The 13207-nt window shown below is 52.6% G+C and carries 14 protein-coding genes; 10 read left to right on the forward strand and 4 right to left on the reverse strand.

Going from position 1 to position 13207, the window contains the following annotated elements:
• Positions 1-38: 38 nt before the first annotated feature.
• Positions 39-863: a glucosaminidase domain-containing protein gene (locus EHSB41UT_RS08395; protein WP_087108698.1), complete on the reverse strand. Its 825-nt coding sequence runs from the start codon at positions 861-863 to the stop codon at positions 39-41.
• Between the two features lie 173 nt (positions 864-1036).
• Here EHSB41UT_RS08395 and EHSB41UT_RS08400 point away from each other — a divergent pair, with 173 nt between their 5' ends.
• On the forward strand, positions 1037-1639 hold the full coding sequence (locus EHSB41UT_RS08400) for a Yip1 family protein (protein WP_087108700.1): 603 nt from the start codon (positions 1037-1039) through the stop codon (positions 1637-1639).
• 151 nt (positions 1640-1790) lie between these two features.
• The gene (locus EHSB41UT_RS08405) at positions 1791-2408 is read left to right on the forward strand and encodes a SprT family zinc-dependent metalloprotease (RefSeq protein ID WP_087108702.1); all 618 of its coding nucleotides are present in this window, start codon (positions 1791-1793) and stop codon (positions 2406-2408) included.
• On the opposite strand, the gene EHSB41UT_RS08410 is transcribed toward EHSB41UT_RS08405, so the two are convergent.
• Together EHSB41UT_RS08410 and recQ are read right to left on the reverse strand one after the other, a co-directional pair.
• Positions 2344-2697: an Hpt domain-containing protein gene (locus EHSB41UT_RS08410; protein ID WP_087108704.1), complete on the reverse strand. Its 354-nt coding sequence runs from the start codon at positions 2695-2697 to the stop codon at positions 2344-2346. The genes EHSB41UT_RS08405 and EHSB41UT_RS08410 overlap by 65 nt on opposite strands.
• A 48-nt stretch (positions 2698-2745) precedes the next feature.
• Positions 2746-4593, reverse strand: a complete 1848-nt coding sequence (gene recQ / locus EHSB41UT_RS08415) for a DNA helicase RecQ (RefSeq protein WP_087108706.1) — start codon at positions 4591-4593, stop codon at positions 2746-2748.
• Positions 4594-4829: 236 nt separating this feature from the next.
• Between recQ and EHSB41UT_RS08420 the strand changes: the two genes are divergently transcribed.
• The gene (locus EHSB41UT_RS08420) at positions 4830-5396 is read left to right on the forward strand and encodes a YecA/YgfB family protein (protein ID WP_087108708.1); all 567 of its coding nucleotides are present in this window, start codon (positions 4830-4832) and stop codon (positions 5394-5396) included.
• Between the two features lie 24 nt (positions 5397-5420).
• On the opposite strand, the gene EHSB41UT_RS08425 is transcribed toward EHSB41UT_RS08420, so the two are convergent.
• Positions 5421-6767: a substrate-binding domain-containing protein gene (locus EHSB41UT_RS08425; RefSeq protein ID WP_087108710.1), complete on the reverse strand. Its 1347-nt coding sequence runs from the start codon at positions 6765-6767 to the stop codon at positions 5421-5423.
• 235 nt (positions 6768-7002) lie between these two features.
• On the opposite strand from EHSB41UT_RS08425, the gene EHSB41UT_RS08430 reads away from it, so the two are divergent.
• The 7 genes from EHSB41UT_RS08430 (at position 7003) to EHSB41UT_RS08455 (ending at position 13141) form a co-directional block, all read left to right on the forward strand.
• Entirely contained in the window at positions 7003-8649 is a 1647-nt protein-coding gene (locus tag EHSB41UT_RS08430) for a hypothetical protein (RefSeq protein WP_087108712.1), read from the forward strand.
• A gap of 164 nt (positions 8650-8813) precedes the next feature.
• The gene (locus EHSB41UT_RS24460) at positions 8814-9203 is read left to right on the forward strand and encodes a hypothetical protein (protein ID WP_133060446.1); all 390 of its coding nucleotides are present in this window, start codon (positions 8814-8816) and stop codon (positions 9201-9203) included.
• Positions 9204-9240: 37 nt separating this feature from the next.
• Positions 9241-9876, forward strand: a complete 636-nt coding sequence (locus EHSB41UT_RS08435) for a ZrgA family zinc uptake protein (RefSeq protein ID WP_087108714.1) — start codon at positions 9241-9243, stop codon at positions 9874-9876.
• 1 nt (position 9877) lies between these two features.
• Positions 9878-10612, forward strand: coding sequence for an ATP-binding cassette domain-containing protein (locus tag EHSB41UT_RS08440; protein ID WP_087108716.1), 735 nt, complete (start codon positions 9878-9880; stop codon positions 10610-10612).
• Positions 10612-11874: an ABC transporter permease gene (locus EHSB41UT_RS08445; protein ID WP_087108718.1), complete on the forward strand. Its 1263-nt coding sequence runs from the start codon at positions 10612-10614 to the stop codon at positions 11872-11874. The genes EHSB41UT_RS08440 and EHSB41UT_RS08445 overlap by 1 nt, the downstream gene beginning before the upstream one ends.
• Before the next feature lie 12 nt (positions 11875-11886).
• Positions 11887-12465 carry a DUF3299 domain-containing protein gene (locus tag EHSB41UT_RS08450; RefSeq protein WP_087108720.1) on the forward strand — a complete coding sequence of 193 codons (579 nt, stop codon included), beginning with the start codon at positions 11887-11889 and terminating at the stop codon, positions 12463-12465.
• A 118-nt stretch (positions 12466-12583) separates the two neighbouring features.
• Positions 12584-13141 (forward strand): hypothetical protein, encoded by a 558-nt coding sequence (locus tag EHSB41UT_RS08455; RefSeq protein WP_087108722.1) that lies wholly within the window; start codon positions 12584-12586, stop codon positions 13139-13141.
• The last annotated feature ends 66 nt before the right edge of the window (positions 13142-13207 follow it).

The following is a 13207-nucleotide window of genomic DNA, read 5'->3' on the forward strand; positions in this document are numbered from 1 at the left end:
CCATGATGCTGCGCCTTTTTGGTATTCACTGAAAGCGTTTAGAGTTTGGCAGTCGTCGGCTGACTATCGTGACGCTGCAGGTTATTACCGTTAATCATCCGCACGATTTCATCCACATACTCACCGCCACGCTCGGAATATTTGCCCAAGCCCTGAGCCAGGTAAGCACCGGATACAGTCATCTGGCTGTCACGAGCATTAGCGCGCAGCTCGCGCAGAGAAGCGTACTGAGCATGGGTATTCAGGTTGCGGATATAAGCACGCACCGACTCACCGACATCATCAAATTTCTGAACTTCGTGGTTCATACCGGATGTCCGGGAGCCCGGTACCAGGCCACAGCCTTTGCTGAAGCACCACTGCCCAAAGTAGTTGTTGCCTTCACGGGCAAAACGGGATCCCCCCCAGCCACTTTCATTAGCCGCCTGAGCCAGTGCCAGGGAGGGAGGCAGCGCATCAACGCGCAGCAAAGCTTCCTGGAACCACTTTTCATCAAAACTTGTTTTCAAGCGGTACTCTTTGGCAACAGCATTCAGCAGCGCCTGCTCATTCTCCGAGAACGTCCCTTTACCACTCAGGGAGAGCAATTGCTCACGCTGGGAAAGAATACGGGTGTTTTCCTGAGTCACCAGCGGCAGGATATAGTTGAAGAAAGTCTTCTTTTTCAGACGCACATCGCCAATGGCCGGAAAGTCCGGAACGCCGGCAAGCTCCCATGCCTGTTTAGGCGCAACTTCAACCGGTTTGACAACTTCAGGCTCAACCTTCTTGGCAGGAATAACCGGATCAGGGCCCTGGGTAAACAGAACAGCGAATCCAACAACAAGAAACAGAACGATCAGGGCGGCTACAAACTTTCTCAAACGATACCCTCACTTCAAACGTATCAATAGATCACAAGATATTGGTCAGGTGTTGCCAATCGGACAACATACTGTTTAACTGGATGTAAGTCGCCACAAGCGACCCTAAAAATAATTAAAAAAAGACGCCAGCTCGCAATTGCAGTCTGTACTGACTGGCAGGGAGGAGCACGATGAGTTTGACTCATGCATGGGGGTTGTTCACACACCCCAACCAGGAATGGCGCAGTATCCGGGAAGAACAACCTTCAGTCCTAAATTTTATTCTTAGTTACCTGCTGCTTATGGCAGCGATACCCGCTATCTGCGGCTATCTCGGCACATCCATGACCGGCTGGCAATTGCCCGGCGGCTCGGAAACGGTCTACCTGACCCAACAGAGCGCGGCTATTATGTCAGTTTTGGCATATTTTGCCACAGTTGCTGCAATAATCTCGATTGCGGCATTTGTGCACTGGATGGCCAAGACCTTCGATACCAACCCGACTTTCGCCCAGTGTCTGGCCTTCACCGCTTACACGGCAACGCCTCTGCTTATTGGCGGGATTGCCGGACTGGTGCCATCACTCTGGCTCGCGACCATTGTCGGCACAGCCATGATCTGCTGGTCGGCCTACCTGCTCTATACCGGCATCCCGGTGTTTATGGATATTCCCTTTGAGAAAGGTCTGGTCTTTGCCAGCTCAGTGCTCTGTGTGGCACTGGTGGTTCTGGTATCCACTATGGCCGTCACGGTCACCCTGTGGAACCTCGGAGCCGGACCGGTTTATTTGTAACATTCCCCTCTATTGAGTAACAGAAGAGCCCCGGACCACACCTCCAGGGCTTTGTTTTGTTACCCGGCTGGCAGCCCGCCAATCCCCGTCTAATATTCCTCCGCCAACACGAAAGACCGCTATTATCCCCAGCAAACAGGGCGGCACAGCCATGTCTTATGAAATCATCACCAAACGCGTCAGGGAGCTGATATACCGGGCCTCATGTCATTACGACATGCCCTTTTCACCACCCAAGGTGTTGATCGACCTGACCGGGGCCGATGCCGGACAGGCAATCTACGAGGATAATTTACTGCGCTTTAATATGGAGTTCTGCCGCTTTAACCAGAGCCATTTTGTCCACAATATCGTCGCCCACGAAATTGCCCACCTGATTGCCCCAAAGATATACGGGCTCAGTATTCCGGCCCATGGACAGGAGTGGCAGGAGGTGATGAGAACGGTCTTTCAGGTCAACCCCACCAGCCACCATGACTATGATCTCAGGCAAAGTCGGCTCTATCGCTTTATCTACGGCTGTCGGTGCCCACAAAAAGAAACCCCGCTGTCGGTGATTCGCCATAATCGCCAACAACGGGGTATTGCCTATTTTTGTGCCGATTGTGGCGGCAAGATGAAGTTTCTCTATGAAGAGACTCGCTACCTGACCTTTCCGGACCGAACAGCCCGACTCGCCACCGGTGCTTTCAACACATCACCACTCAAGATGCCAGATAGCTGCCCAGAGCGGCTTTTACTTCGGCGAAAGACGATTCTGCCTGAGTAATCAAAGTCTGGCAGTCTGCCCCCAACTCACCGGAAGCGGCTTTCTGCTCCAGCTCGGAACAGGTTCCCTGCAATCTTATGGCTCCAATATTTCCGCAACTGGATTTAAAACTGTGAGCCGCCCGCTTTAAGGTTTCCACATCCCCCGAAGATAATGACGAACGCATAGCCTCCAGCTGAACCGGGCCATCTTCCAGATAAAGAGCAACAAGATCGCGCACCTCATCCTCGCCCTCATCACCCATGAGTTCCTTGAATTCATCCAGAACGGAAAAATCGACCGGCTCCATGCCTCTCTCCCTGATTGGTATGCATCAGAAAAAGAGTAGACCGTATCTTCAGGCTACCGCATGTTTGCCCAGTACTTCGAGGAAGGCCTCACCATACTGTTCGAGTTTGAACTGCCCCACACCGGAAACCTGTAACATTTCTTCGAGGCTACCCGGACGACTGGCCATCATGCCCCGCAAGGTGGCATCACTGAACACCTGAAACGGAGGCACCTCTCTCTCTTTAGCCAGCTGCATCCGCAGAGCCCGTAGCTCTTCCCAAAGCTCAGCACTGTCACCTTCGAGCTTGGCTTCCGGTAAGGCCACCTTCAGTTCATGAACCTCATAGCGGTCACGACGCAGCTCCAGCTGTTCCTCTCCTTTTAAGAGAGAACGGCTTTTCTCGGTCAGCAACAAACCGCCATGGGTTTCCGAGGTGACCGTAACATAGCCACGGGCCACCAGTTGCCGGTACACCGAGCGCCAGACCGGCTGACTGAGCTCCTTGCCAAGACCAAAGGTTGACACCTGCTCATGTCCGAGGGACTTCACTCGCTTATTGGATCGCCCCAACAGCACATCCACCAAGTGGGTCACACCATAACGCTGTCCGGTACGATAGACATTGGATAAAGCCTTGCGCGCTGCATCCGTTGCATCCCAGGTCGCCACCGGCTCAACGCAGAGATCACAGTTACCACACTTGCCATCCCGGTGCTCGCCAAAATAATCCAGCAGAGCCTGACGCCGGCAGCCGGAGATTTCACAAAACCCCAGCATGGCATTGAGTCGTTGCCGTTCCAGCTGCTGAATCTGCTGATTCATTCCTGACTGCGCCAACATCTGCCCCAGCACGATTACATCCTGCAGACCATAAACCAGCCAGGCCGTTGCCGGCAGACCATCACGACCGGCCCGGCCGGTTTCCTGGTAATAAGCCTCAATACTGCGGGGCATATCCATATGAGCCACAAACCGCACATCGGGTTTATCCACTCCCATACCAAAGGCAATGGTGGCCACCATGACCATATTGTCCGTGGTCTGGAACTGCTGCTGATTATGATGGCGAACTTCACTATCGAGACCGGCATGGTAAGGCAGAGCTTGCACACCGTGACGCTGCAGCCAGGTGGTCAGCTCTTCCACCTTACGGCGGGACAGGCAGTAAACAATGCCCGACTGACCGGCATGATCTTTGAGAATAAAGTCCAGCAACTGCTTACGGGCTTCTCGCTTCTGGGTCAGGCGATAGAAAATATTCGGACGGTCAAAGCTGCTGATAAAAAAGCGGGCATCGGCCAGGTTCAATCGCTCGGCAATCTCTTTGCGGGTTCTCTGGTCTGCGGTGGCTGTCAGTGCAATACGGGGCACATGGGAGAAGCGCTCATGGAGGATAGAAAGCTGCAGATACTCCGGCCGGAAGTCATGCCCCCACTGGGATACACAATGCGCTTCATCAATCGCAAACAGTGAAAGAGTAAGATGCCCGAGCAGATCCAGCATCTTATGGGTCAACAGTCGTTCCGGGGAGATATAAAGCAGATCAAACTCACCACGCATCAGGCCATTCTGAACATCCATCTGCTCTTCAAAGCTCAGGCCGGAATGTAGAGCGACAGCCCGAATGCCCAGCAGACGCATGCTATCCACCTGATCCTGCATCAGGGCAATCAGTGGGGAGATAACAATAGCCGTACCCGGTCGTACAAGTGCCGGAATCTGATAGCACAGACTTTTTCCGCCACCGGTGGGCATCAGAACCAGCGCATCCCCACCCTGGATAACATGGTTTATAATCTCTTCCTGCTGACCGCGAAAATTGGCATAGCCAAAAACATCAGCAAGTATGCTTTGCGCACGATGACCTTGAGCCGGATGGTTCTGGACATAATTGTCCCGTGCCCGGTTTGACATAGCACCCCAGAAGAAACGTCAGTAACAGCAGTGAGCGGAAAATACCCTCAGCCTTTTTCAAGGCTTCCAATAAAGATAAGTGGGTATCTTCATGCGAAACAAGCAACCTGAATGCAATTTAGAAAATATGAGTCAGGAAAAGCCGCAGTATACATGTCTTCTCTTCCATATTTTCATCAGTCAGGTCAGACTTGTCGTAATTTTCCAATTTACAGGCTTATTGGCGGGATACATTTATGACGGATTCCGAACTTCTGCTCGACGGCCCCCTGTTCCAGGCTCTGGATCGCATGGCGGATACAGACGATGAGAGCTTTGATGCAATCATGGGCCACGGCTATCTGACAGCGCAGGTTATCAGCCCCCGCCCGGACTCTCCTGAAGAAATTTGCCGGACTATGTTCCCAAACCCGGAAGCGACCGGGTTGAGTGAAGAAGAACTGGTTCTGCAGATTCAAGGCGTTCTGTCTTTTATCGACAGCCAGTTCAACAATGATGACGAAGACAGCTTCGAGATCCCTGTCTTTCTGGAAGACTCCGAAGAAGATCTGCTGGACTCGCCACTGGCGGACTGGTGTGCAGGCTTCCTCGAAGCTCACATGTCTCAGGAAGAAGCCTGGCTGGCCGCTAATGAGCAGGCCGTTGCAGAACTGCTGCTGCCCATCGCGGTATTGTCCGGCGTATTTGCCGACGAGGAAGAGTTTGAGGAAATGTCCGATAACCCTGAGCTGCTGGAAGATATGGCCATCCAGCTGCCAGAAGTTATGGTTGAGCTCTACCTGCTGATGCGCACTGAAGGTTAAATAGCTATCCTTTCCACCAGCTGCTCAGGCAGCTGGCTGGAACCACACCTCAACACGGCGATTCTTCACATTGGCCGCCTGATCATCACCATCGGCCAGATGCAGATACTCGCCATAGCCATGTAACTCAAGCTGCTTGCGGGACACACCGGCACGGATCAATGCGCGACGTACAACCTTGGCCCGCAGTTCAGACAGCAACTCCGCATAATCACTGCCATCATTTTCAGCAAAGCCAATCAGTGTTAACTGGCCGGGGGACTTTTCCATAAACCGGGCCAGCCGCTCGATATCCTTGAAGGCTTTGTTATCAAGAACAGCCTTACCACCTTCAAACCGGAAGTTCACGGACAACCGCTGACTATTCATCACCAGAGCCTGATAATCATCCGGAGCATCCTGCACTTCCGCCTGCAAAGGTTTCACATTCTGGGAGATGTAACCCACCTCATCGACAATGGCCTGACCATCCTCTCCTGCTGCCCACTGCAAAAAGTCCTGCGCATAACCATTAGGGCTAACGGCCGGAAGATAGAGGTAGAGACGACGGGCGAGTGCATAATCTTCTGTGGCAACCGTCAGGTGTTGAGGAGCCAGCGACCGAGCCTTGCCGGAAGCAATAGCCAACGCCTTGGATTGCCCGATGGTATTCAGGCTGACAAAACCGATGGCGGCAGGATCTTCGGCAACACGTCCTGACAATACCGCATTGGATTCAAAGCGTTCAGCGGCTTCGGTGAGCTGGTATTGCTTCCCCAAGACCAGATTACGGAAGGTATCCCAGGTACCAGATTGATCATCCCGGGCATAAACGACAATGGGTAAGTCTTTACCACCCAATTCGACCCAATTTGTGATTTCACCGGAAAAGATACGGGCAACATCATCGGTGTTCAAACGGCTGATACCGTTAGCCGGATTCACGATCACAGCAATACCATCAATCCCGGCCACCCACTCAGACGACGATGATCTCATATCACCATAATCAGCCAGCTTTACCAGCTCTTTATCCTTGATTCTGCGAGAAGCTGCGGCGACATCCGCCTGACTGACCAGCATGGCCTTAAAGCCACTGGAAGAACCATGGGCTTTCACTTCAACCGTCACCGTGCGTCCGGTCTTCTGATTGTGCCCTGTCACCTGCTGCTCATTCGCTGTGGCCGTATCCTGAATGGTCACGCTCTGGAAGCCCCGAGCCTCCAGCCAGCCTTTTACTAACGCTGGTCCCAATCGGGCACCAATAGTGTTGGATCCCTGCATAGTAAACAGGGTGCCCTCAGCGTTGCTGAACTGTACCTGTGGCAGCCCTTCTGCCCGGGCCCAGCTGCAGAAAAACAACAGAAACAGAAAACAACGCAAAAATGACATAGAACCCCTCCACCTGAGCCAGACGTCATTGAATGATGGCGCACCATCGCAAAACGCCGACGCACCGCTTAAACGCCCACAAAATACAGAGGCTTTATTACAGAAATGTGACACTCCCACAGAAAGGACAAATGGTGGTTTAGACTAAAGGCTGGACGCGGGCTTCCGGTGCCATCAGTTATCTGCAAGGCCAATCTGAAGCTGTACAGGATAGGGATTTCCAGAGGATAAATTTATGAACGGTCCAGGCTCTGTTCAATCGGGCAGCACAACCCCATTACCCCCAACACCCGATAACGGAAAAACAGAAGGCATTGAGGATAACGGTGATGGTGTCGCCAAGGTTACGCCTCAGGAAAACACCAGCGTAAAAAAAGCCCGTCCGGATCGCCCTGCCACCAAACCCAAGCCAAGTGCGAAGACCTTGAGCGAACGTTTGGTGAAAAAGCAGGAAAACAACACTCCAAAATCATCCGTCAATGTCAAAGCCCGCGCTCGGGAAATGGAAGCCGATGCGCTGGCCAAGAACAAGCAGCCTGAACTGCAATCTGGCCCGGAAGCAAAAATCCGCAGACCTGAGAGCATCTATCAATCTTTGGAAGAAGCCAGAAATGATTCCAAAGGTAAAACACCCGGTAAATTAAGTCAGGAACAGCTCCAGCTGGGTGCCCGGTTCCAGATGTCCGGATCACAGGAAAGTGAAACACTGCAGTCTGAGCCAACAAAAAGAAAAGGCCCTCCACCGCCAAAAAGATCAAGTTCATTACCAACCGGCACACCAACCGAGTCCAAAACCGAAACATCTTCAGAAAGTCGTTCACTCTTCAAAGAGGGACTCGCAGCCCTGCAGAACTCAAGCATGGGTGGTGACACAACCCCCAAACCTGTTCAGTCTGAAACCACTGCCAAGCCAAAGCCAAAACCGCCGGAGCGCAAATCATCCCTGCCGCAAAACCAGCCTCAGCAGGAAACCGCCCCCCCCAAGAAGAGCTCTCTCTTCTCAGAGAGTTTGGCTGCGATGAAAAAGACCTCCCTCGGTGGTGCCCAGCCATCATCACCTCCGCCACAGCAAGAAAGAACCTCACCAACACCTAAGCGGAAAGCACCACCACCGCCTCAGCAGAACAGCACCAAGACTGAACCATCCGTAACTACGAACAACAGCACGGTTAGCACAGCACCGAAAACCGCGAGCACTGTTGCCACGGCACCTATACAGACACAGGGCTCGTCTCAACTTCAGCTAAGCGATCTCGAAGCTCAGATCACCAGGCTGGATGATCAGACCAGCCAACTGGCGATGCCTGCTCAGGCACGTAACAATGCAATTAAAAAGCCGGCTCTCGCCCATCAAAAAGCCCTGATGGCCAGCGCACGTAAGCTGAGGGAATATAGCGAAAGTCTGCATAAGCTGGATCAATCCTCTTCCAGTCTGAAAAAAAGAGCCAAGCTGGAATCCTCAATTCAACAGCTGATGACCAAATCAGAAAATCAGATAAAAGCCGCCAGTAACTTTACTGATCAAATTGCACCGCCGGATAAGGCCAAAGAAAAAGCCAAGCTGATTGAGTATCTGAATAATGCCCTGCAACAGCTTGATACTGCCAGGCAGCAGCTCAACCAGCTTGCCGGCACCAAGGTCAGCAGCAAAAAGGCGCTAACTCTGGAACAGTTGCACGCCAATCAAGACAAGCTAAGCAGCCTGATTAGTGAGCTTCAGACAGAAATGGCCAACAAGGGCCCGAACTTTGATGAGACTTTTACTGAGGTCAAAGAAAAAATCAGCCAGTACAACAGCGCCATTCAGAAAGCCAAACCTGCGAAAGGGAAAACAGCAAACCAGCAGCTGATGATGCCAGCCGTGCCTACTCTACGCCTGTAACCTTTCATCAATAAACTCAAAGCAACGCCGTTCTCATTACAGCGCACTCCGGAAACCTTCCGGATTGCGCTGTAATTTTATTATGTTATAACATCTTTACATAAAGTCGGGTAACAGAGTCATTGCCCTCCAGAGAGGCTTATGCCCGGATAGAGTCACACGACGTGAAAACACGCCAACATCTAACAATCAGCAATAGACGAGAATCGTCGCCAGTCACAATCTGGCTGATGATGGCTGTTTATCTGGTGTTGTCCTTTTACTCAGTCAGCCACACTCATAACACAGAAGTTGCTGATAACTTCGCAGACTCTTCACCTCATACGCTTTTTGCTAGCTGGCAGAGTGGCCAGGAGGAATCCTCCTCAGCATCACCCGTTAATGACCCCCACTCTCCAGCCTGCCAACTTGGCCCTCAGGCTTCACCAACAACCGTTGAACTACCCACAGCGATCACTGTTGTCTCAATAGACACGCCACTGGGGAAGTTCACCTACATCCGGCAAACGACACCCACCAAAACCCTGCCCCGGGCCCCTCCAGCACTTTCCTGAACAATAAAATATCTCTTTTATTTTTTAGGATTTATCCATGACTCATTTTTTGAAAACTGCTGCAGCCGCGGCCTGCATTCTTGCATCTCAGGCAACCTTTGCCGAACAAACCCGCCATATGGATGCCCATGTACACGGCTCCGGCCTGTTGAACTTCGCCGTCGAAGGTCAGCAGCTGCACCTGGAACTGGAAACACCGGGATTCGATATTCTGGGCTTTGAAAGTCTGACCACAGAAAAACAGCACCAGCAGCTGAATGACGCTCTGGCGCAACTGAAAAAGCAGGAACTCTGGACATTGTCTCCGGCAGCCTCCTGCTCTTTAGCGAGTGCTGAGGCATCGTCCAGCAAAGAAGCGGCCGATAAGCATAGCGGCCATGACGAGCATGAAGAACATGGTCATCACGATGAACACGACCACCATGCAGAACATAAGCATGACGAACACGATCATCACGATGATCATGGCCATGACCACGCCTCTGAAGACAGCCATCTGGATATTACTGCCAGCTATGTTTTTGAATGTAAGGACATCAACAAACTGGATAGCATCACCGCCAATCTGTTTAAGCTATTTCCGAATAGTCAGACGCTGAAAGTGCAGGGCTTTACTGATAAAGGCCAGAGTGCAGCAACCCTGACCCGGGAAAAGCCAGAGGTTCGTTTCTGATATGAGCACTAGCCGTCTGCCGGTTGTCCAGCTGCATAACACTGTCTTTTGCTGGACTCAGGACAAGCCCGTTCTGAAGATTTCCGAGCTGAGCCTCTTCGCTGGAGAGAAGGTATTTATCCGGGGGCCTTCCGGCTCTGGTAAAACCACTCTGCTTGGTTTGCTTGGCGGTGTGCTGACACCGACAGACGGCACAGTTCATGTTTTAGGAAGTGACTTACCCCGTCTTTCCCCCTCCCGTCGCGACCACTTCCGGGCGGAACATATCGGTTTTCTGTTCCAGATGTTTAACCTGATCCCTTATCTTTCGGTTATCGAAAACGTGGTTCTGCCTTTGGGCTTTTCCAAAACCCGACTAAAGAAAGTTACTGCAAAGGGAACGACTCAGGAGCAGGAGGCTCTGCGCCTGCTAGGCCACCTTGGGCTGAATGATCCTCAGCTGCTGAAAAGACCGGTTACCGAACTGAGTATTGGCCAGCAACAAAGAGTCGCAGCTGCACGGGCACTGATTGGCAGCCCGGAACTCGTCATTGCCGATGAACCAACCTCGGCACTGGATACTGAAGCCCGGGAAGCCTTTATCAAGCTGCTGTTCCATGAGTGTGACGCTGCAGACAGTACGTTGATATTTGTCAGCCATGACCCTGCTCTTGAGCCGCTGTTTGACCGCTCCCTGTCACTTCCCGATCTGAATCAGGCTCTGGCTCACGGCGCCCAACAAAAGGAGGCTATCTAATGTCTCTTTTATCGCTGGCCCTGAAAAGCCTGAAAAACCGGAAAGCCACAGTTCTGCTTACCATTTTGTCAATCGCCATCAGCACGGCACTGCTGCTGGGCGTGGAACGGGTTCGGGTTGAAGCCCGCAACAGCTTTACAAGCACAGTATCTGGCACCGATCTGATTGTTGGTGCCCGCAGCAGCTCTCTTAACCTGCTGCTCTACTCAGTGTTTCATATTGGCAATGCCACCAACAATATCACCTGGGAAACCTATCAGGATCTGGCCAATAACAGGGCTGTCGCCTGGACCATCCCCATAGCTCTGGGCGATTCCCACAAAGGCTATCGCGTAGTCGGCACCAATGAAGATATGTTCCGCCACTTCAAGTATGCCGATACAACACCGCTGTCATTTAATGCCGGCGAGCCATTTAACGATCTCTACGATGCCGTTATCGGTTCGGAAGTCGCCGCGGCTTTAGGTTATGAGGTAAACGACAAGATCACTCTCAGCCACGGCATGGAAACCCAAAGCCTGCAGGAGCACAAAGACAAACCGTTTGTGGTATCTGGCGTGCTGAAACCAACCGGTACGCCGATGGATCGGGTGATCATGATTTCGCTCGAAGGTATTGAAGCCCTGCATATTGACTGGGCCAACGGTGCACCACCGGTCGGTCCTTTCACTATTTCTGCAGATAAAGCCAGAGCCATGGGACTCGAGCCCACCAGCGTCACCGCTTATTTTGTCGGTTTGAAATCCCGTATCGCGGCATTCCGTTACCAGCGTACCGTTAACGAGTATCCACAGGAAGCTCTGACGGCCATTCTCCCCGGCGTCGCGCTGGGAGAACTCTGGCAACTGGTCGGCTCTGCGGAAAAAGCCCTGTTGGCCGTTTCATTTATGGTTGTTGTTGCCGGCCTGATGGGTATGCTGACCACAATTATGACCTCACTGCGGGAAAGACGACGTGAGATGGCTATTCTGAGAGCGGTCGGTGCCCGACCGGCCCACATATTCATACTGCTGATTATGGAAGCTCTTATTTACGCCATTGCAGGCACAGCGCTTGGCTTTGCATTGCTTTATGGTCTGCTGTTTATGATTCAGCCACTGCTGCAAAGTCAGTGGGGGCTTTATATTGCCATCACCACCCCGGGCACTTTTGAGGCCACACTGGCAGCCGCCATTATTGGCTGCGCAACCTTGCTGGGGGCTATCCCGGCCTGGCGGGCTTACCGAAACTCACTGTCCGATGGACTGACCATTCGGGTGTAAAGGAGAATAACAATGACTGGAAACCTACTGCGGAGCACTCTGCTCTCCAAAGCCCTAATGGCCAGTACGCTGACTGCCGCCTTGTTGCTTCCTGCAACACAATTGCAGGCCACTACGGCCACAGACAAGGTGCCGGCCAAAGAGCAAAAAGCTGAAGGTCTTCGGGAACTGGACTGGAGCGAGCTCAGCCCACCGGTGGACGAAAAGGTGGTGAAGGAGTTTGAAGAAGGCAAAATCACCTACGCCGATGCCATGCGCTATATGAGTAAACTGGGTAACACCCCGGTACAGGCTCTTGATAAAAACAAGGTGCGCATTCCCGGCTACCTGGTACCACTGAATATGGATAAGAACCAGATGGCGACCGAGCTGCTGTTGGTGCCAACCCTTGGTGCCTGCGTCCATGTACCACCACCGCCGCCGAACCAGACCATCTTCATTCGCTTCGACAAAGGCATCAAGGTGACGGAAGCCGGTTACACCCCTTACTGGCTGGAAGGTACTCTGAAGGTGGAGAACAACACGTCCGAGTACACCGATACCCTTTACGGCATGACGGCTGACGCCATTACTGAATACACATTCGAGTAAGCACCTCTGCATTCGCCACAGGCTTGCCCTGTGGCGAAGCAACATCACCTGCATTTCCTGCAGCAGTGTGATACAAAGACAGCATCAAGGATAAATAGAAGAAACGGGTTATCTGACCATGGCAGACACCACTCCCGCTCTGTATGAACTGGTCTTCTCGGGACAGGCTGTACCCGGTGCCGATCCCCAGAAAGTCCGCAACAATGCGGCCAAGCTGTTTCGGGCCGGCCCGGAGCAGCTGGAGAAATTATTTTCCGGGGCCACGGTTGTTCTGAAAAACAAGCTGGATCAGGCGACAGCGGAATCCTATCAACAGAAACTCAAGTCTGCCGGGTTGATCTGCACCTTGCGTGCGATGGGGCAGCCCGCCGCTGCGACGCAAGCAGCTCCAGCACCACAACCATCGGAACCCGCTGAACCGACATCAACAGCATCACCAACATCTACACCTGCACCTGCACCTGCACCTGCACCAAAGCCTGCAGAAGAACCCGTACAAAGCGGATGGTCTGTCGCGCCCACTGGCTCGGATGTGAACCCCCATGAGCCGGAGCCAGTTCCCCCCATGCCGGATACGTCCCATCTCACATTGAAAGAACAGAAAGGCTACCTGTTTGATCAGGATGACACGCCACCACCGCCGGCTCCCGACACCAGCCACCTTACTCTGGAATAACCCCCAAGTGTCAAAGCGGTCAATTCCAGGTTAATTAACCGTGTTAGCATGCTCCGGTATCAGCTT

Source organism: Parendozoicomonas haliclonae, from assembly GCF_900174585.1.
Taxonomy (GTDB): domain Bacteria; phylum Pseudomonadota; class Gammaproteobacteria; order Pseudomonadales; family Endozoicomonadaceae; genus Sansalvadorimonas; species Sansalvadorimonas haliclonae.

Coding starts and splice junctions, on each gene's coding strand:
- EHSB41UT_RS08440 (WP_087108716.1), top strand. CDS start 9,878: ATGAGCACTAGCCGTCTGCCGGTTGTCCAGCTGCATAACACTGTCTTT.
- EHSB41UT_RS08445 (WP_087108718.1), top strand. CDS start 10,612: ATGTCTCTTTTATCGCTGGCCCTGAAAAGCCTGAAAAACCGGAAAGCC.
- EHSB41UT_RS08430 (WP_087108712.1), top strand. CDS start 7,003: ATGAACGGTCCAGGCTCTGTTCAATCGGGCAGCACAACCCCATTACCC.
- EHSB41UT_RS08410 (WP_087108704.1), bottom strand. CDS start 2,697: ATGGAGCCGGTCGATTTTTCCGTTCTGGATGAATTCAAGGAACTCATG.
- EHSB41UT_RS08400 (WP_087108700.1), top strand. CDS start 1,037: ATGAGTTTGACTCATGCATGGGGGTTGTTCACACACCCCAACCAGGAA.
- EHSB41UT_RS08435 (WP_087108714.1), top strand. CDS start 9,241: ATGACTCATTTTTTGAAAACTGCTGCAGCCGCGGCCTGCATTCTTGCA.
- EHSB41UT_RS08425 (WP_087108710.1), bottom strand. CDS start 6,767: ATGTCATTTTTGCGTTGTTTTCTGTTTCTGTTGTTTTTCTGCAGCTGG.
- EHSB41UT_RS08455 (WP_087108722.1), top strand. CDS start 12,584: ATGGCAGACACCACTCCCGCTCTGTATGAACTGGTCTTCTCGGGACAG.
- EHSB41UT_RS08405 (WP_087108702.1), top strand. CDS start 1,791: ATGTCTTATGAAATCATCACCAAACGCGTCAGGGAGCTGATATACCGG.
- EHSB41UT_RS08450 (WP_087108720.1), top strand. CDS start 11,887: ATGACTGGAAACCTACTGCGGAGCACTCTGCTCTCCAAAGCCCTAATG.
- EHSB41UT_RS08420 (WP_087108708.1), top strand. CDS start 4,830: ATGACGGATTCCGAACTTCTGCTCGACGGCCCCCTGTTCCAGGCTCTG.
- recQ (WP_087108706.1), bottom strand. CDS start 4,593: ATGTCAAACCGGGCACGGGACAATTATGTCCAGAACCATCCGGCTCAA.